Below are 18,913 nucleotides of genomic sequence, written 5' to 3'. Positions count from 1 at the left end.
GATATTTTTGTAGACACGCAACCAATGCGATCCTAGAATCAGCTCCATCCAAGCAATGGCGCAAAAGAGCGCCTGATATCAGGGGTGATATGAAAGAGTTTCTTAACTTCATCAATGGCGAATACGTCCGTAACGCCAGCGGCAAGATCTTCGAAAACCGTAACCCGGTGGACAACAGCCTCATTGGCAATGTGTTCGAAGCCGGTCAGGCCGAAGTGGATGCAGCTGTAGTGGCTGCCCGTGCGGCACTTAAGGGGGATTGGGGTCGGCTCGCCATCGGCGAGCGCGTCAAGCTGCTAGACGCCGTAGCCAATGAAATCAATCGGCGCTTCGATGATTTCCTGCAGGCGGAGATTGCTGATACCGGCAAGCCCTACGACCTCGCCTCGCATGTGGACATTCCACGCGGCGCAGCCAATTTCCAGGTCTTCGCCGACACCATAAAAAGCATGTCGACGGAATCATTCAACATGCGCACGCCTGACGGCAAGACCGCACTCAGCTACGGCGTGCGCGTACCGCGTGGTGTCATCGCCGTCGTCTGTCCCTGGAACCTGCCCCTTCTGCTGATGACCTGGAAAGTGGGCCCGGCCTTGGCGTGCGGTAACACCGTGGTGGTGAAACCTTCTGAGGACACACCCGCCACTGCCACGTTGCTTGGCGAGGTGATGAACGCCGTTGGCATGCCCAAAGGGGTGTACAACGTGGTGCACGGCTTTGGCCCTGGCTCAGCGGGTGAGTTTCTGACTAAGCATCCTGGTGTGAATGGCATCACCTTCACTGGCGAAACCCGTACCGGCACAGCCATCATGCAAGCTGCGGCGGTGGGGGTTCGTCCGGTCTCGATGGAACTGGGTGGCAAGAATGCCGCCATCGTGTTTGCAGATTGCGATTTCCAGACGGCCGTGGATACCGTGACACGCTCCTGTTTTGAGAACGCTGGCCAGGTGTGCCTGGGCACGGAGCGCGTCTACGTGGAGCGGCCAATCTTCGATAAGTTCGTGGCAGCGCTGAAGGTCAAAGCAGAAACCATGAAGCCCGGCCTGCCGTTCGAGAAGGATACGAAAATAGGCCCGGTCATCAGCAAGGAGCACCAGAAAAAGGTGCTGTCCTACTATCAAAAAGCCAAGGATCAGGGGGCCACAGTGGTGACCGGTGGCGGCGTGCCGGAAATGCCTGAAGCGCTCAAAGACGGCTGCTGGGTACAACCCACCATCTGGACAGGCCTGCCAGAAACCGCCGCCGTCGTGACCGATGAAATCTTCGGCCCTTGCTGCCACATTTCCCCTTTCGACACGGAAGAAGAGGTGCTGGCCAAGGTCAATAACAACCCCTATGGCCTGGCGACTTCCGTGTACTCCCAGGATATTGGCCGAGCCAACCGCATGGCGCAATCCATTGAAGTGGGGTTGTGCTGGATCAACAGCTGGTTCTTGCGCGATCTGCGCACCTCGTTCGGTGGCTCCAAGCAGTCAGGCATCGGGCGCGAAGGCGGTGTGCATTCCTTCGAGTTCTACACCGACCTTCGCAACGTGATGGTGAAGTTTTAAGGCGCAGCGCTCAGGCAACCCGCGCCAATGCGGGGAGTCTTTTGAAAAACCGAGGTGACATGAAAGCCGAACAGATCAATCAACTGGGCGATGAGCTCTTCGAAGCGCTCAAGGCCTGCCGCACGGTCGAGCCGCTGACCAGTCGACATCCCGAGATCAGCATTGACGATGCCTACGCCATCCAGCAACGCATGATGAAACGCCGCCTCGACGCGGGTGAGAAAGTCGTGGGTAAGAAGATTGGCGTCACCTCCAAGGCGGTCATGAACATGCTTGGCGTGTTTCAGCCGGATTTTGGTTGGTTGACAGACGGCATGGTCTACAACGAAGGTGAAGCCATTGAGGCCAGCACGCTGATCCAGCCCAAGGCCGAAGGTGAAATTGCCTTTGTGCTCAAGAAGACGCTCCAAGGTCCTGGCGTGACCGCTGCCGACGTACTGGCTGCCACCGAAGGTGTCATGGCCTGCTTCGAAATTGTGGACTCACGCATTCAGGACTGGAAGATCAAGATTCAGGACACTGTTGCGGACAACGCCAGTTGCGGGGTGTTTGTACTGGGCGATCGCCTGGTGGATATCCGTGATGTCGATCTCGCCACCTGCGGCATGGTCCTGGAGAAGAACGGTGAAATCGTCGCCACCGGCGCTGGCGCCGCCGCGTTGGGGCATCCGGCCAACGCGGTCGCCTGGTTGGCCAACACGCTGGGCGCACATGGCATCGCTTTGGAGGCGGGTGAGGTCGTGCTGTCAGGCTCGCTGGCGATCATGGTGCCGGTCCAGGCTGGTGACAACCTGCGCGTAAGCATCGGTGGCATTGGTTCCTGCTCTGTGCGCTTTATCTGATCTTCATCATCGAATTCCGAGGAAAAAGTCATGAGCAGGAAAATCAAATGCGCCTTGATCGGCCCCGGCAACATTGGCACGGATTTGCTGGCCAAACTGCAGCGCAGCCCGGTGTTGGAGGCTGTGTGGATGGTGGGCATCGATCCAGCATCTGACGGGCTCAAGCGCGCCCGTGAAATGGGCATCAAGACCACCGCAGAAGGTGTGGACGGCCTGATTCCTCATATCAAGCCAGACGGCGTTCAAATTGTCTTTGATGCCACCAGCGCTTACGTCCATGCCGAGAATTCGCGCAAGGTCAATGCGGAGGGGGCCATGATGATCGATCTGACGCCCGCCGCTATCGGCCCCTACTGCGTGCCGCCTGTCAATCTCAGGCAGCATGTGGGCAAGGCAGAGATGAACGTCAACATGGTCACTTGCGGCGGCCAAGCCACTATCCCCATGGTGGCTGCGGTGAGTCGCGTACAAGCGGTCGCCTATGGCGAAATAGTGGCGACGGTATCAAGCCGCTCGGTCGGCCCCGGTACCCGCAAGAATATCGATGAGTTCACGCGCACCACGGCTGGCGCCGTCGAGAAAGTGGGCGGCGCGCAAAAAGGCAAGGCGATCATCATCATCAATCCGGCCGAGCCACCGCTGATCATGCGCGACACCGTGCATTGCCTGACTGTCGATGAACCCGATCAGGCTGCCATCACCCAAAGTGTCCACGACATGATCACCGAAGTGCAGAAATATGTGCCAGGCTACCGGCTGGTGAATGGTCCTGTGTTCGATGGCAACCGGGTCTCCATTTACCTGGAAGTGGAGGGGCTGGGCGACTACCTGCCCAAGTACGCTGGCAATCTGGACATCATGACAGCCGCTGCCGCGCGCACGGCTGAAATGTTTGCCGAAGAGATTCTTGCCGGCACCTTGAAACTCCAACCCGTCGCGGCCTGAGGGAGAAGCGAACATGAACGGACAAACGAACGCGAGTGCTCTGAAGGGCAGGAAAATCACCGTGCACGACATGACGCTGCGCGATGGCATGCACCCCAAGCGCCATCTGATGACGCTGGAGCAGATGACCACCATTGCCAAGGGGCTGGATGCTTCCGGAGTGCCACTGATTGAGGTGACACATGGCGACGGCCTTGGCGGCAGTTCAGTCAACTACGGCTTTCCCGCACACACAGACGAAGAGTACCTTGGCGCGGTCATCCCTCTCATGAAGCAGGCCAAGGTGTCGGCGCTGCTGCTGCCCGGTATTGGCACTGTCGATCATTTGAAAATGGCGCGGGACCTCGGGGTTCACACCATTCGCGTGGCAACGCATTGCACCGAGGCCGATGTGAGCGAGCAGCACATCTCCATGGCGCGCAAGATGGATATGGATACCGTCGGCTTCCTGATGATGAGCCACATGCATACGCCAGAGGGCTTGGTCGCTCAGGCCAAGCTGATGGAGAGCTACGGCGCCAATTGCATCTACATCACTGACTCGGCCGGCCACATGCTGCCAGGAGACACCAAGGATAAGCTCAGCAGGGTTCGTCAAGCTCTCCGGCCGGAAACCGAGTTGGGCTTTCACGGCCATCACAACCTGGCGATGGGCGTGGCCAACTCGATTGCCGCGATCGAAGCGGGGGCCAACCGTATCGATGCAGCTGCAGCGGGCCTGGGAGCTGGCGCTGGCAATACGCCGATGGAAATCCTGGTGGCAGTGTGCGATCTCATGGGCATAGAGACCGGAGTGGATGTTTTCGCTATCCAGGATGTGGCAGAAGACCTGGTGGTGCCCATCATGGATTTCCCTATCCGCTGCGATCGCGATGCGCTCACGCTAGGTTATGCAGGCGTGTACGGATCCTTCCTGCTGTTTGCCAAACGTGCGGAGAAAAAATACGGCGTGCCCGCGCGCGAGATCCTGGTCGAGATGGGCCGCCGCGGCATGGTCGGTGGACAGGAAGACATGATTGAAGACACGGCACTGACCCTGGCCAAGGCACGCGAAAACGCGGCGCGCAAGGCTGCCTGACTGGAGACGAACGAACATGGCACTGGATAAGCAAACTCTCGATCAACTGGCCCTCCATCTGGAGAATTGCCAGTTGGAATGCAAGGACACGCTCAAGGTGACTGATACCCACCCAGACATGGATTGGGATGATGCCTACGCCATCCAGGATCGCATTCTGGCCGCCAAGCTTGCACGTGGCTCTCGCATGGCAGGCTACAAGGCCGGCCTGACTTCACACGCCAAGATGAAGCAGATGGGCGTAACCGACCCGGTGTTCGGTTTCCTGGTGGACGACTACATCGTGGCCGAAGGCGCAGAGGTCAAGGTGAGTGAACTCATTCACCCCAAGGTAGAGCCCGAGATCTGCTTTGTCACCAAAGTGGAGCTCAAGGGGCCTGGGTGCAGCATTGCCAACGTGCTGGCCGCAAGCGATATCGTCCTGCCTGGAATTGAGGTCATCGACAGCCGCTACCGCGACTTCAAGTTCGATCTGAAAAGCGTGGTTGCAGACAACACATCCGCCTCTCGTTTCGTCGTGGGCGGCCGTGCGGTAGATGCACGCAGCGTGGATCTGCGTACCACCGGCATCGTGTTCGAGAAGAACGGTGAGGTCGTAGGCCTCGGTGCCGGCGCTGCTGTATTGGGACATCCGGCCGCCGCCGTGGCCATGTTGGTCAACCACCTGGGCCGGCGCGGCAAGAGCCTGCCTGCGGGGAGCCTGGTGCTTTCCGGCGGGATCACCGAGGCGGTATCTGTGAAGGCAGGTGACTGCGTCACGCTGCGTGTGCAAGGCATGGGCAGCGTATCGACACGATTCGTTTAATGCCGGAGATGGAGCGCTTCAGCATGGAGCCTCTCGGCAAACCATCTGAACCCTAGGCTCGCCCTGCCCTGAAGGAGGGCCCATCTGCCTCCCCCCGCTTTCCCGTGCGAGGCAGGGAGTTTGCACGCCGGTGCGCTCTCTTGGTTCAGCACGCCCGCTCAGAAAGCCACCCTCAGGCGAGCGGGCCCGTAGTTCACTTGAAACTCATTTTTAGGAGACATCATGAAACGACCCCATTTGATAGCCGCCGCAGCTGCAGTTGCAGGTACAAGCACTCTGCCCACGCTGGCCTGGGGGCAAGCGGCCTACCCTGGCAAGCCGGTCAAACTGATCGTACCGTTTCCACCTGGCGGCCCTACGGACATCATGGGGCGTACGGCTGCCAAAGCCATGGGTGACAAGCTGGGTCAGCAATTCGTGGTCGAGAATAAAGCCGGCGCCGGTGGCAACATTGGCACCGACGCCGTTGCCAAGGCCGCGCCAGATGGCTACACCATTGCCCTGGCTGCTATCAGCAGCCTGGCGATCGGACCGCATCTGTACAGCAAGTTTCCTTTCAACGTCGAGAGGGATCTGGCGCCGATTTCGCTCGTTGGCACCACGCCTTGCGTCGTTGTGATCAATCCTTCAGCGCCGTTCAATGATCTGAAAGGCCTGATCTCGTATGCCAAAGCCAATCCAGGCAAACTGCAATACGCCGTCTCAGGGGTGGGCACCAGCAACCATCTGGCCGCCGAGTTGCTGCAATCAGTGGCTGGTATTCAGCTTGCGAGCATCCCTTACAAGGGTTCGAGCCAGATCATTCCTGACTTGCTATCCGGAGTGATACAGCTGAGCATGGAGAGTTCGCTTGCGACCACTTTGCAGCACATCAAGGCAGGAAAGTTGAAGGCGCTTGCCGTCACATCTGCCAAACGCTCCAAGGCTTTGCCGGACGTGCCTACCGTGGCCGAATCAGGCTTTCCCGGGTTTGAGGTAGAGACCTGGTTTGGCCTGGTGGCACCTGCCGCGACGCCGCCGGCTATTGTGCAAAAACTTCACGATGCCTGGGCGGAAGGTGCCAAGACCGCCGAAGCCCAATCCGCGTTCGATAACATTTCTGGCAATCTGCGCGTGAATTCGCCTCAGGAGTTTGCGACCTTCATCAAGGCTGAGAACAAGCGCTGGGGGGACTTGATCCAGAAGCTGGGCATCAAGGCTGATTGATACCGTTGCGACTAATCTATAAACACCGTTCAGCCTGTCGAAGCCTCGCGCAACGCTTCGACAGGCCCAGCGCGAACGGATTAGTGTGGAACCCGAATCTTTGCGAAAACAGATGCTATTCATTGAGGTCCTATAGTTTTGGTCGAACGGAAAGTGGCATTTGAACTCACTAAAACCGTTCGGGCTGAGCCTGTCGAAGCCTTGCGTAATGCCAGCCAGCGCGCCAAGGGCTCAGTGAAATCTCATCGAGCATGGCTTGTTCCAAATCCAAGCTAATGTGTTTGGAATGCCGCACGATCACCGATATACTCCAGCCCATGGTTCGCAATCTGCCTTTCCAATTCACTCCGAATAGCCTCGTCGCTTCCTGCGCGATGCTTGGGTTCGTGTGTGCATTGGCACAAGTCAGTTCGAAATCCAAAGCCAAGAAACAGTCGCTCATCTGACCGGAGCCAGCTGTTCCGTCGGATGAGCGACGGAACAGCAAGCCGGTGGCCTTTCCCTCTCAATTTTCCCGGCTCGCTTGTCTAGCGCGCCTCTGAACGGACTTTTTAGTCGGTCGAGTTCAAGGGAAAAATATGTCTTCTTTTTCAGGTATCTGGATTCCACTGGTGACGCCGTTCAATGCGGGCAGCGTCGACTTCAACGCGCTTGATGCGCTTGTGCGGCGCTACGCGCGCACCGGTATTTCCGGGTTTGTGGCCCTGGGCACAACAGGTGAACCCGCTGCGTTGAATGAGCACGAGCAAGATAAGGTGCTCGCTACCGTGCTCTCCGCCGCGAATGGCCTGCCGGTCGTGGTGGGCGTGAGCGGCAACCATACTGCACAGCTCTGTGAGCGTGTTGCTGCGCTCAACACCCAGCCGATTGCTGGGGTACTGGTCAGTGCGCCTTACTACATCAAGCCTTCACAAGCGGGAATCATCGCCCACTTCACTGCAATCGCCGATGCGAGCCGAGTCCCCGTGATCCTCTACGATATTCCGGGACGTACGGGGGTGAGGCTTGAATTGACGACACTCCTGGAGCTCGCGGCGCATGAGCGGATCGTGGCCATTAAAGACTGCGGCGGTTCACCTGAAAAGACACGATCACTCATTCTGGATGGGCGACTCCAAGTGCTCTGTGGCGAAGACCTCGACCTGTTCAATGTGCTTTGCGAGGGTGGGAGCGGAGCGATCGCAGCGTCCGCGCACCTTTTCACTGAGCGCTTCGTCGCGCTGGCTCGTTTGCTGGGGGAGGGCAAGCTCACGGACGCGCGCACGATCTGGCATGCCTTGGTTCCGGTGATACAGGCCACATTTGCGGAGCCGAATCCAGCGCCTTTGAAGGCGGCACTCGCCCAACTAGGGAGCATTCGCAACGAACTGCGCGCGCCGATGACACCCGCCAGCAGGGGTTTGGAGATCGAGCTGCAGAAACTAGGGCGTGTTAACACGCCCTAATCGCGTAGCAGGCGAGACGACAAAGGGGCGCTTCTATGGTAGGCCTGCCCAGGGCCCCTGCGTCAATAGTGCGGCGGAAGCTCGTCGCGTGCGTTGGTAGAGGTGTGGGGCCCGCCTTCGGGAATCCGTCGGCGCAAATCATCAAGCTCCATCAGCAGCCGGTCAATCTGTTGCTGCTGCCGGTAAATCGTCATATTCAACTGGTCCAGCAGGTCTTCGCTGTAGCTCGCCTTGATCTCCAGTGCGGTCAGTCTGTCGTCGGTGATGTCAGGGCTTTGCATGGGCAGATCATAGTGCGCCTCTTGGCTCAGTGCGCCGGCTCGGGCTGACAATCCTGGCGACTCAAGGAGGCGGGGGCTCAGCGGATTTGGCCTCACAGTTGGCGCAAACGCCGTGCATCTCCACCGCAGCGCTGTTCAAGGTGAAAGTATTTTCGCGAGACCAGGCCTTCAGCCGTCGCTCTATGACTGGCTCCGAGAACTCGTCCACGTTTCCGCATTGGTCGCATATGGCGAACACGGTGAGGTGATGATGGTCGTGCGGATGCGCGCAGGCCACGAAAGAGTTCAGGCTCTCGACCTTGTGCACCAATCCATATTCCACCAGTTTGTCCAATGCACGGTAGACCTGTTGTGGCGCACGCAATCCTTGGCCACGCAACTGATCCAACAGGTTGTAAGCACTGCTGGCATTTTCTTCGCGCGCAAGGGCATCCAGCACGAGCGACTGGTGCTTGGTCAGCTCGTGGGTGTGCGGCTTTTCAAATTCCGGCATGGCATCAGATTGGGTTGAACGAAGCCAGTTTATCGCGTCTGAGACAAGCCTACATTTCGCAAATCGATGGGAAGGTCTTATGCAGGGACAAAAAAATGAGCCTCGCTGGCAAGCACCCCTTAGGCACCAGCTGGCAGGCTCTTCAATGGCGCCACACGGGCGCCTCCCACGATGATCGAATAACGGTCGGTGACTGCGATGGCCGGGACGCGTTCGCCGTTGGATGTTGGTCGGCGGTCCTCGCGTTCTTGTCTTATTTCGTCAGAATCAGCTTACCCAGCTTGGTAGCTTGCAGTCGATACACCGAACCGTTATGAGTAATTTCTATGGCCTTGCGCCCTTTGAGCAGGTGATTGCTCGATAGCGGAGCAGGGGTTGTTGCAGGCTCCACCGCTGAAGCCAGATTTCCCACCGATGTGGTGGGCGATTGAGGCCTGCTGGTGGAGCTTGGCATGAGGGGCTGCCCGTTCAGCGTTTGGGTTCAGTGATGAAGCCGATTTTCTTCAGGCCAGCTTGCTGGGCTGCAGCCATGGCCATGGCGACGCGTTCGTAGCGAACCTCCTTGTCGCCCCGGATATGCAACTCCGGCTGCGGCTCCTTGGTGGATTCGGCAGTCAGGCGCGCAGGTAGCGCGTCGTCTGAAATCCTTTCCTCACCCAGGAAGTAGCTGCCGTCGGCCTGAACTGAAAGGTTCAGAGTTTCGGGCTTGATCAGCTCTTTTTCGTTGGATACATTAGGTAATTCGACATTCACAGCGTGCTTCATGACGGGCACAGTGATGATGAAGACGATCAGCAACACCAGCATCACGTCGATGAACGGGACCATATTGATCTCGCTCATCACCTCGTCGGTGTCGTCGGCGGTAAATCCTGCCATTTATGTTGCTCCCAGGACCTGTTCAGGCCTTTTTCATCGGCACGACGCGGTTATCGGTAGGCGCCGTGATGACACGGGCGCCCGTGACGTAGTAGGCGTGCAGATCGTGCGCGAAGCGGCCAAGCTTGGCCGTGATGTGCTTGTTGCCACGCACGAGCGCGTTGTAACCCAGCACGGCGGGAATGGCCACTGCCAGACCCAGGGCCGTCATGATGAGCGCTTCGCCAATCGGGCCTGCAACTTTATCGATGGTGGCCTGGCCAGCTGCACCGATGCTCATCAGCGCGTGGTAGATGCCCCATACGGTGCCAAAAAGGCCCACGAACGGCGCGGTGGAGCCCACAGACGCCAAAATCGCCAGACCGGCTTGCAGCTTGCCGGTCGAATTGTCAATGCTGTTGCGCAGAGCGCGTGAAATCCAGTCGCTCACGTCCAATGAATCATGCAATTGCGCCTGAGTAGCACGGTGGTGGGCAGCGGCTTCCCGCCCTTCAATGGCCAGCTCGCGGAACGCATTGCTATCTGCTGGGCCGAGCTTGTTCAAGCCCTCTGCCATATCAGAGGAGTGCCAGAAACTCTCGACTCTTGCCGCCAGCCCTTTGGCGCGCACGACATCCAGCGCCTTGATGAGGATCACAATCCAGGACACCAGCGACATTGCGATCAAGGTGACAAAAACCGCGCGGGTGACCCAGTCACCTTGTGACCACACGTGAAAAAGACCAAACTGAGAATCCATGCTTACTCCAAAACGAAATTGATAGGTACGTTGAACCACATGGCTGAGGGCACGCCATCGGTGGTGCCAGGCTTATAGCGCCAGCGGTCGCGCGCAGTCTCCAAAGCCACTTTGTCCAGCCTCTCGAAGCCACTGGAGGCTTGAATGCGGGCATCTTGTGCACGGCCATCGGGGCCAATCAAAACCCTCACCACGACGCGTCCGGTTTCGCCGAGTCGACGGCTCATGGCCGGATAGGGCGGCGGTGCATTGTTCAAGTAGTCCGCCGTGCTGGACGGCTGCACCACCTTCGGAGGCGGCGGGGGAGCTGGGGGAGCGGGCGGGGCAGGCGGTGGCGGCGGCGCGGGAGGTGCAGGCGCTGGAACGGGCGCTGGGGTGATGGGCGACACGTCCACTGCAGGTGCCGGGGACTCTACTGCCAAAGGCTGGGGCGCAGGCGCGGGGCGCGGGCGCTGAACAGGTTGTGGGCGTGGTTTGGGCGGCGCGGGTTGCGGCGGCGTGGGCGCAGGTGGGGGCGGTGCGGGAGGACGCTCTGGGGCGGGTGGCGCAGGTGGGGTGATGAATTCCGCCAGGATTTCCGCCGGGACCACTACTTCTACTGCACGCCGCAACAATCCGCTTTGAAGCGCCCACAAGCCGACCCCGTGAAACAGCAAAACGCTGCCCACAATGATGGTGTTGCGGCTAAGGCGCGGTAGGCGTGTTGGTTGGGGAGACAAGGTAGCAGAATTCGACATCGTAATCGCGGCGGCCAGGGGAGCCCTTGCGGCGGCTGAGCACGGCAGGACGAAATGAGAAGGAAAGAGTCCGCGGTTTGCGTTTCAGTAAAGGAGAACTATGAGCTTAGCGCTTCAGGACCCAGAAGAGTGCGCCAATGACCAGAATCAAGCTGCCACCGAATGCCAGGAAAACTTCGCTGTGCATTGTGGGCTCCAGGTCAGGCGGCGGCGTAGGTGTTGAAGCCTGACGCGTTGGCTGCGCTTTCCTGCCGCAGAGCGGCGACGGGGTGGCCCGCATTGCATTGGTCCACGATATCACGGGCGCAGCCTTCGCAGGAGCCGCAGCAAGTCGCGACTCCCAGCTCCAGCTGGATGTCATCGAAACTCATGCCAGCACGGGCATGGCGAGTGATGTCGCGATCCGAAACACGGTTGCAAACGCAAACGATCATGTGAAACAACTCTTGGGGGAGAAATCTTAGGCTCGATAATAAATGCGAATTACTCTCATTGTCAATGTCTATGCTGTCGATAGGGTGAAGTCACCACCTAAATCAGTACTCAGCTGGGGGTGAGGAGCCCGGGCGTGGCCTCGGCAAGCGTGCGGCAGCCAGTCAGCGCCATGGCGATTTCCAGTTCATCGCGCAGAAGTCGGATCACGCGTGCAACACCCAAAGCCCCCTCTACGGCCAGGCCGTGCACCATGGGGCGGCCAATGAGTACAGCGTCAGCTCCCAGCGCCAGGGCTTTGAGCACGTCGGTGCCACGTCTGATTCCGCCATCGACGATCAGCGGCAGTGTTCCTCCCAGCGCTTTGGCAATGAGCGGCAGGGCGCGCAGGGTGGTGGGGGCCGTGTCCAAAGTACGTCCGCCGTGGTTGCTGACGATCACGCCGGCCACCTCCATGCGTTGCGCTTGTTGGGCGTCAAGGGGGTGGAGTACGCCCTTGATCCAGATGGGCAGGCGTGTTCGTTCCTGTAACCAGGCAATATCGTCCCAGCAAAGCGCGTGCGCAGGCAGGCCGCCGCAGTAGGTATCAGTGGGCAGATGCGCAGGTGACGGCAGGTTCTGCAGATGGACACTGCCGATACCAGGCGGTAGCCTGAAGCCGGATTTTCGCTCGCGATCGCGTGCACCGCTGACAGGAGCGTCCGCCGTCAAGACCAGCGATTCATAACCGGCGGCGTGTGCACGCTGGGCAAGTTCGAGATTGAAGACGCGGTCATGTTGCCAATAAAGCTGGAACCAGAGCGGCCCCCGCCCCGGATCGCCCTGCACGGCGCGTGCGACAGCTTCCAGGGGGGTGCTGGACTGCGTGCTCAGCACATACCCCGCACCCTGGGCGGCGGCGGCAAGCGCACTGGCGAGTTCGCCGTCAGGATGCGCCAGTTTTTGATGGGCGACCGGTGCCAGCAAGATAGGGTGGGCTATCTCGCGCCCGGCCAGATTCACCCGTGTATGTCCTCCAGCCAATTGCCGAAGGACGCGCGGCCAAAGCTCCATGTTTTGCCAGGCCTCCGTATTTCTGCGGAGAGTGAATTCGTCAGCCGCGCCCCCGCTGAAGTAGGCCCAGATGCCAGGCTCCAGCTTTTCGCGCGACTGTGCTTCGTAGTCAGCCAGCGTCAGGGCCTGTGGCGGCGTGATGTGCGGAGCAACCATGAGCGAGGCGTGTGCCGTGAGCGCTTGTTTCTGCGCTCAGAATGTGTGAATGGATCCGTCGGGCATAGGCGACTCTTCGCACCTTCTCAGGTGTTGGCCCACATGCGCAGCAGGTTGTGATACGTGCCGGTCAGGGCCCGCGCCTCAGCGGTTTCTCCGTGTCGTTGCCGCATGGCGAGTAGTGACATGTCCATTTCGAACAACAAGGCGCGCTGCTCAGGTGAGCGCACCATGCTTTCGATCCACAGAAAACTGGCCAGGCGTTCGCCGCGCGTGACAGGTCGTACTTCGTGAACACTGGTGCCAAGATACAGCACGGCGTCTCCGGCCGGGAGTTTGACCTCGCGTGAAGGCTCGCCTGGCGCGCCGTGCACCACAAGTTCCCCGCCCTCGTATTCACTTGGGTCCGAAAAGAACACCGTGCAGGAAAGGTCACTGCGAATCCATTCCCCAGTGGCGGCGGAATGCATGACTGCACCATCCACGTGAGGTCCGTAATGATTGGCCTCGCCGCTGTAGCGATTGAAAAGCGGGTTGAAGATTCGACGCGGCAATGCGGCAGAGAGCACGACAGGGTCTTGCCGCAGGGCGTTCAGGACCAGTTCCCGAAGGGCATGGGCGCTCGGACTTTCCTGGGCCAGTTGTAGATTGTTTTTTTGCTGAACAGCTTGCGCACCTGCACTGGTGCGCCCGTCCACCCATGGCGCTTCCGGCGCCATCAAAAGAGAGCGGGCTTGTGAGACTTCAGCAGTGGACAGCAGGCCTTTGAGGTGCAGCAGCATCGAACCTCGGGTGCAGCGGTGAATAGGTTGTGTGCTGGATACTACCGCAGCTTGGGTCCACGCTCGGGCCCGGGCTGTTAAGGAACAGCCGAGCGGCGAGCGCCGTCTTCATAGGAAGATCAGAACAGCACTTTCAGCGCAAGCTGTACACGGCGTGGAGCGCCGGGTTGATAGAAGCCGCGATACAGGGAGTCTGCGTAGAGCTTGTTGGTGAGGTTACTCACGTTAAGCTTGAGCGTCACCTTTTCGGTGAAAGCGTATTCAGCCATCGCATCAAATGTCACGAAGCTGGCCGCCTTGATGTGGCGCGCACCTTCTGGGCTCTGGCTGGAGCGGTAGTTGGCGCCTAGCCCGAAGCGCAACTGAGGTATGACGCGGTAAGTGGTCCACACGCTACCCGAGTGCTTGGGCGTAAGACCTGGGCGATCTCCCTCAACCTGTGCACCTGTACCTGCAGCATTCAGAGCGACGTTGCTGCTGTCGATCTTTGCACTGGGAATCCAGGTGTGGTTCCAGAAAATTTCCCATGCGGGCGTCACGCGGCCGGCGAAATTGAACTCCATACCAGCTGCATGGCGCTTGCCCGAGAGCAGCTCTTGAGCGGCCGCCGAATCGGGGTCGGTATTGCGCTCGTTGTACTTCTCGCTGTAGAAGATTGCCACACCGGCCAAGGCGCGCTTGTCGAACAGGTCCCACTTGCCGCCGATTTCGAAGTTGCGGCTTTTCTCGGGTGGGGTATTTGATGAGCGAGCTGTGCCAGAGCCGACGGAGACTCCGTATTGGTAGGCATCACCTGACGTATTGAACGAAGTTCCGTAGGACACGTAGTAAGAGGAGATGTCGTTGGGCTGATAGATCAGACCCAGACGAGGACTCCACATGTTGTCACTGCGGGCGTTGGTCAGCGAACCGTCGGTGTTGTGGTACGAAGCGCGGAAGTGGTCGAAGCGCACGCCACCCACCAATTTGAGCGTGTCATTGAGCGCCATGGTGTCTTGCGCATACAGGCTGACACTGCGCGAGCTGAAATCGTTGTACGGTACCGGCGTGGCGCGCATATCCGGAACCCAGGCGCCGTCATTAGGTGTGCCAACCGTGGTGTTGGGACGTGCAGGCGTGTTGGGCAAGGGATAGTTGTTGGCGCGCTTGGCTTTTTCGTCGTAGATGTCGATACCGGTCAGCAGAGTGTGCTTGCGGCCACCCAGATCAAAAGTTTGGCTGTAATCGCTTTGCAGCTGCACGACATCGCTCTTGCCGATACGGCCCTTGGAGCCACGCGTCAGCACGGTGCTGTCGGTGATGTCTTCCACCACGGTTGGACGGGGCGTCGCAAACCCGACGGTGGTGCCTAACAGGTCACGCTCGTATTGGCCCGCGCGCAGGCGCGTCTTGAGTTCGCCACCGTTATCGAAGCGGTGGGTGTGGCCAAAGTTGAGGTATTTGGCTGAGGTATTCAGGTGATCACCATCCAGCCCGTAGAAACCTTTGGCCGGCAATGTGGGAATGATGGTGCCGGAAGCGTCCGTCAGCCATGGATGCGAATAGCTTTGACGCCCCTTCACGTCGAGATAGTAGGCCCCCACGGAAAACTCATCACGGGTTCCGATGCCCCAGCGGAAGGTTGGCGCGACGCCGATCTTGCGCTGCTTGGATCCCCAGTTCTCTGCGTCATAACCCATCAGGTTCAGGCGCAAGGCGGAATCTTCGCTGGTCTGGAAGTTGAGGTCACCGGACACGCGTTTCTCGCTGCCCGTTCCAATCATGGCGTTGAACTCATGCTGCGTCATCAGGAAAGGCTGTTTGCTGACCTGGTTCACGACGCCGCCAGTGGAGCCTTTGCCGAACAGCATCGATGCAGAGCCCTTGATGATCTCGATGCGATCATCATTGAACGTGTCGCGTTCGTACAGTGGGGCATCACGCAGGCCGTCGCGATAGATATCACCTGCCTGGCCCAGCGAGAAGCCGCGCAGGCGGACATCTTCTTCACCGGTTTCACCAGCCTGGAAGGTCACGCCTGCTGTGGTACGCAGCACGTCTCGGAAGTCGTCCAGGTTGCGGTCATTGATGAGCTTTTCAGTCATCACCGTGACACTTTGTGGAATGTCGCGCAGTTCCTGGTCACCCTTGCCAAGCTGAGTGCGGTTCGCGCGCAACTCATTTTTGCTGTTGGTGGCGCCATCTTTCTGCACGGCGTCTCGTACGGTCACAGTACCCAGGGTAGGCGTCGCTGGCGCCGCTGGCGCTTGAGTTTGCGCCCACGCTCCTCCCGCTAAAGAGCCTGCCAAAAGCATCGCCCCCAGGGGGCGCAGCGCAGGTACAGCCGCGGCCAATGCGGGGCTGGACGCCTCACGCGCAGCACGGGCGAGAGGAGACTCAAAGTCATGGAAAGAAGAGGACATGGAAAAAGGCCAGTCAGACGAAGTTGGAGGAAAAATAGCTGGCTACATAAGCGACCCCAACAGGGAGGTGCGTTTCGCTTGCTTGCAATGAATGGAAAAACTTTGCGATTCTACTAAAATGAGAATCGTTTTCATTCAATATGTTGCTTCATAGCAACAAACTGCATGCGGCGCGCAGCGCAGACTTGGACCATGAAAAAGTCCACATGCGAGAGTCTTCGCGTTGAATTGGAGACAGGGAGAGGGAGGAGATGGGGGTAGCGCTGTCCCCATCCCTGCGTTGCCCGTCTGCGAGGACGGGGCAATGAATTCGACTGACCGAATACCGAGCGCTTGAAGATCTGTTTGAAAGGTATTTTCAGCAGTTTTCGATATTACCGAGATTTTAACAAGAATGAAAATAATTCTTGATTAGATTATCGGTGTTCGATTTCCAAAACCTTGCGTGTTTAACCAGATCAGGCGCCCATCTGAGTTTGCAAGTAGTTCTGAATGCCGACTTTTTCGATCAAATCCAGCTGGGTTTCCAGAAAGTCGATGTGCTCTTCCGTATCGTTCAAAATTTCCTGCAACAGATCGCGAGAAACATAATCACGGACGCTTTCGCAGTGGGCCATGCCGTCTTTGATGGTGGCTTGTGCGCCGTATTCCATTTTCAAGTCGCTGCGCAGGGCTTCCGGCACGTCTTCTCCTATGAGGAGCTTGCCCAGATCCTGCAGGTTAGGCAGGCCATCCAGGGTGAAGATGCGGTCCATCAGCTTGTCGGCGTGTTTCATCTCACCGATGGACTCTTCGTACTCTTTCTTGGCAAGCTTTTCCAGCCCCCAGTGCTTGTACATGCGGTAGTGCAGGAAGTACTGGTTGATGGCTGTCAGTTCATTTTTCAACTGAGCTTGCAGGAATTCGATGGCCTTTTTATCGCCTTGCATGCTTAACTCCATTAGGGATTCTTGAGCCCGGATTTTAACAAGTCTGAATAAGAAATGAGTGATTGGCTGGCCAAAAATCCAATAAAAGCAGGGGTTTCCTGATTCATTTATTGAGATATTGGGAGGGATTGCCGTGCAGCTGCGGATGAGAATCTTTTACGAACGCGGCGGACGGGTCATACGGTCTGTGGTTTTTCCGGCCAGCATCATTGAAGTGCGACCTTCTCAGGTCCGCAACAGCGGGCAGAGGATGTGTGGGCTTTTTGGGGTTGCATGCAAAAGAATGCTTTTGGTGTACGTTCTTTGCTTTGGCATTTGCTGACGCCATACTAGACATTCTTTGCAAAACTCGATGTCGCAGAAGGCAGCTGGGTGCCCTCTGGGCAATGACCTGGTGGGCTGTCCATCCGGGCGATAGGGTAGTTGCAGAGGCCTCCTGAAGCGCGCCTATTTCATCGCTTGGATGTGGAAAAGGAGCGCGCTTGGCAATCGACACCATCTATCAAAGGACTTTCTGCGGAGAGCAATTAGCATGAACAATAAGTTTCGTACTGCCGGTACCAGTCACCCTGCTCCAGCACCTGAGCGTTGGTTGGATAGGCGCACCTTGCTGCAGCGGGCGGCGTTACTTGGCGCCGGCGTGAGCCTGGGCGGGGGCCTTGCCGCCTGCGACAGCGATGGAGCGACCGTTTCGGCTGCCGCACAGGTGCCGGAGATGGCCCGCAACTTGATGAAGAAAACGGGTATTCCTGGCCTTGCCGTCGCCATAGTCCACAGAGATGAAACCCTGTTGGCCGAGGGATATGGCGTGCGCCGGGCCGGGCATTCAGAGGCCGTCAATGCCGATACCGTGTTTCAACTGGCCTCGGTTTCCAAGCCTCTGGGTGCGACGGTCGTGGCGCGCCAGGTGGGTGAAGGCACTGTGGGCTGGAATACGCGTATGCGGGAATTGCTGCCTTGGTTTGAGCTCAGCAATGCAGAAACTCCCGACCAACTCACGGTGGCCGATCTTTATTCCCACCGAAGTGGATTGCCCGACCATGCTGGCGACGATCTGGAGGAAATGGGCTGGTCGCAGCGCGAAGAGCTGGAACGCCTGCGTCTTCTGCCCCTTCTGCCATTTAGACAACACAATAAATATACGAATGCGGGCCCGACTTTGGCGGGCATTGGCCTCGCAGGCCGGCTCAATACGGACTGGGCCACTCTCTCGCAGAGCACGCTTTATGGCCCCTTGGGAATGACGCGGACCACCTCGCGCTACGAAGAATTTGCCGCACAAAGCAATCGAGCAGTGGGGCACGTGCGAGACGGTAATGGGTGGACGCCCGGCGCGCCTCGAAATGCCGATCCGCAGTCACCCGCCGGTGGGGCCAGCAGCAGCGTGCGGGACATGGCCAACTGGCTGAAGCTGCTGTTGGCGGAAGGGCGCTGGCAGGGCCGTGCGCTGGTCAGCGCCGCGCCCTTGCAAGCGGCCATGTCACCCCACTCATCGGATGGCAGCTACGGTTTTGGCTTCAATGTGGGCACGGTCGGGGCGGGTGGCCCGCGCATGGCAAGTCACTCAGGCGGGTTCCAACTGGGGGCGGCCACTTGCTTCATGGTGGTGCCTGAGTACGAAGTAGGCATCATTGTCCTGACCAATAGTTCCCCCATTGGTGTGCCGGAAGCAATTTGCCGCCAGTTCCTGGATCTGGTGGTGGAAGGGCGTGAGACTGCGGATTGGTGGACCCGATTCAACCAGGCATTGGCAAATTTTTCCGCACCTGTAGGAAGCCTTGTCGGTCAGTCGCCGCCTGCCAATCCCGTACCGCCCCAATCACTTGAGCGTTACGTGGGTAGTTACAGGAACGACTACTTCGGCACTTTCAAAGTCGAGCGTGCGCAAAGTGGGGGGCTGACGATTGCAATAGGGCCGACTCTACAGCGCTACCCCATGCGCCACTGGAGCGGTAACGACTTTGTCTACTATCCCTCAAGTGAGAGCATCCCATCAGGAAGTGTTTCATTGTTGCGCTTCAATCCAGACATTGGCAGCCTTTGGGTGGAGGTCTACAGCGCCAATGGGCTAGGTACTCTCATGCGCGTCTGAGCATTCAATTGCTCACAAAAGTCGAGGTCTTGCTCGCTCTGAGGATATTTCTGCCGCTCTGTACAAT

General features: G+C 58.6%; 19 protein-coding genes. 8 read left to right on the top strand and 11 right to left on the bottom strand.

Annotation, left to right across the window (positions count from 1 at the left end):
• The first annotated feature begins 89 nt into the window (after positions 1-89).
• From ABIE13_RS19155 to dapA, 7 genes are all read left to right on the top strand, one after another.
• Positions 90-1,550: a 2-hydroxymuconic semialdehyde dehydrogenase gene (locus tag ABIE13_RS19155; RefSeq protein WP_354446361.1), complete on the top strand. Its 1,461-nt coding sequence runs from the start codon at positions 90-92 to the stop codon at positions 1,548-1,550.
• A 59-nt stretch (positions 1,551-1,609) separates the two neighbouring features.
• Entirely contained in the window at positions 1,610-2,392 is a 783-nt protein-coding gene (dmpE, locus tag ABIE13_RS19150; RefSeq protein WP_354446359.1) for a 2-oxopent-4-enoate hydratase, read from the top strand.
• Positions 2,393-2,422: 30 nt separating this feature from the next.
• Positions 2,423-3,337: an acetaldehyde dehydrogenase (acetylating) gene (locus tag ABIE13_RS19145; protein WP_354446357.1), complete on the top strand. Its 915-nt coding sequence runs from the start codon at positions 2,423-2,425 to the stop codon at positions 3,335-3,337.
• Positions 3,338-3,350: 13 nt separating this feature from the next.
• Positions 3,351-4,415 (top strand): 4-hydroxy-2-oxovalerate aldolase, encoded by a 1,065-nt coding sequence (dmpG, locus tag ABIE13_RS19140; protein WP_354446355.1) that lies wholly within the window; start codon positions 3,351-3,353, stop codon positions 4,413-4,415.
• 16 nt (positions 4,416-4,431) lie between these two features.
• Positions 4,432-5,220: a 2-oxo-3-hexenedioate decarboxylase gene (dmpH, locus tag ABIE13_RS19135; RefSeq protein ID WP_354446353.1), complete on the top strand. Its 789-nt coding sequence runs from the start codon at positions 4,432-4,434 to the stop codon at positions 5,218-5,220.
• A 222-nt stretch (positions 5,221-5,442) separates the two neighbouring features.
• A complete protein-coding gene (locus ABIE13_RS19130; protein WP_354446351.1) occupies positions 5,443-6,426 on the top strand; it encodes a Bug family tripartite tricarboxylate transporter substrate binding protein in 984 nt (327 codons plus the stop codon).
• 578 nt (positions 6,427-7,004) lie between these two features.
• A complete protein-coding gene (dapA, locus tag ABIE13_RS19125; protein ID WP_354446349.1) occupies positions 7,005-7,871 on the top strand; it encodes a 4-hydroxy-tetrahydrodipicolinate synthase in 867 nt (288 codons plus the stop codon).
• Positions 7,872-7,933: 62 nt separating this feature from the next.
• Here dapA and ABIE13_RS19120 read toward each other — a convergent pair whose 3' ends face one another.
• The 11 genes from ABIE13_RS19120 to bfr all read right to left on the bottom strand — a co-directional run bounded on the left by ABIE13_RS19120 (position 7,934) and on the right by bfr (position 16,754).
• Positions 7,934-8,152 carry a SlyX family protein gene (locus ABIE13_RS19120; protein WP_354446347.1) on the bottom strand — a complete coding sequence of 73 codons (219 nt, stop codon included), beginning with the start codon at positions 8,150-8,152 and terminating at the stop codon, positions 7,934-7,936.
• A gap of 61 nt (positions 8,153-8,213) precedes the next feature.
• Positions 8,214-8,645, bottom strand: a complete 432-nt coding sequence (locus ABIE13_RS19115; protein ID WP_354446345.1) for a Fur family transcriptional regulator — start codon at positions 8,643-8,645, stop codon at positions 8,214-8,216.
• 253 nt (positions 8,646-8,898) lie between these two features.
• Complete coding sequence (gene hemP, locus ABIE13_RS19110) at positions 8,899-9,099, bottom strand: hemin uptake protein HemP (RefSeq protein ID WP_354446343.1); 201 nt, start codon at positions 9,097-9,099, stop codon at positions 8,899-8,901.
• Positions 9,100-9,113: 14 nt separating this feature from the next.
• Positions 9,114-9,524, bottom strand: coding sequence for an ExbD/TolR family protein (locus ABIE13_RS19105; RefSeq protein ID WP_354446341.1), 411 nt, complete (start codon positions 9,522-9,524; stop codon positions 9,114-9,116).
• Positions 9,525-9,546: 22 nt separating this feature from the next.
• Positions 9,547-10,263 (bottom strand): MotA/TolQ/ExbB proton channel family protein, encoded by a 717-nt coding sequence (locus ABIE13_RS19100; protein ID WP_354446339.1) that lies wholly within the window; start codon positions 10,261-10,263, stop codon positions 9,547-9,549.
• A 2-nt stretch (positions 10,264-10,265) separates the two neighbouring features.
• Complete coding sequence (locus ABIE13_RS19095; RefSeq protein WP_354446337.1) at positions 10,266-11,000, bottom strand: energy transducer TonB; 735 nt, start codon at positions 10,998-11,000, stop codon at positions 10,266-10,268.
• A 200-nt stretch (positions 11,001-11,200) separates the two neighbouring features.
• Positions 11,201-11,434 (bottom strand): (2Fe-2S)-binding protein, encoded by a 234-nt coding sequence (locus ABIE13_RS19090; RefSeq protein ID WP_354446335.1) that lies wholly within the window; start codon positions 11,432-11,434, stop codon positions 11,201-11,203.
• A 109-nt stretch (positions 11,435-11,543) separates the two neighbouring features.
• Entirely contained in the window at positions 11,544-12,641 is a 1,098-nt protein-coding gene (locus ABIE13_RS19085; RefSeq protein ID WP_354446333.1) for an alpha-hydroxy acid oxidase, read from the bottom strand.
• Positions 12,642-12,727: 86 nt separating this feature from the next.
• Positions 12,728-13,423 carry a Fe2+-dependent dioxygenase gene (locus tag ABIE13_RS19080; RefSeq protein ID WP_354446331.1) on the bottom strand — a complete coding sequence of 232 codons (696 nt, stop codon included), beginning with the start codon at positions 13,421-13,423 and terminating at the stop codon, positions 12,728-12,730.
• Between the two features lie 119 nt (positions 13,424-13,542).
• The gene (locus ABIE13_RS19075; RefSeq protein WP_354446329.1) at positions 13,543-15,825 is read right to left on the bottom strand and encodes a TonB-dependent receptor; all 2,283 of its coding nucleotides are present in this window, start codon (positions 15,823-15,825) and stop codon (positions 13,543-13,545) included.
• A gap of 458 nt (positions 15,826-16,283) precedes the next feature.
• Entirely contained in the window at positions 16,284-16,754 is a 471-nt protein-coding gene (bfr, locus tag ABIE13_RS19070; protein ID WP_354446327.1) for a bacterioferritin, read from the bottom strand.
• Positions 16,755-17,286: 532 nt separating this feature from the next.
• Between bfr and ABIE13_RS19065 the strand changes: the two genes are divergently transcribed.
• Positions 17,287-18,846, top strand: coding sequence for a serine hydrolase (locus tag ABIE13_RS19065; RefSeq protein ID WP_354446325.1), 1,560 nt, complete (start codon positions 17,287-17,289; stop codon positions 18,844-18,846).
• The last annotated feature ends 67 nt before the right edge of the window (positions 18,847-18,913 follow it).

Source organism: Ottowia thiooxydans (genome assembly GCF_040548795.1).
GTDB lineage: Bacteria > Pseudomonadota > Gammaproteobacteria > Burkholderiales > Burkholderiaceae_C > Ottowia > Ottowia thiooxydans_A.
The sequence above is the reverse complement of the archived record's forward strand: the minus strand, read 5'-3'. Positions and strand labels throughout refer to the sequence as shown.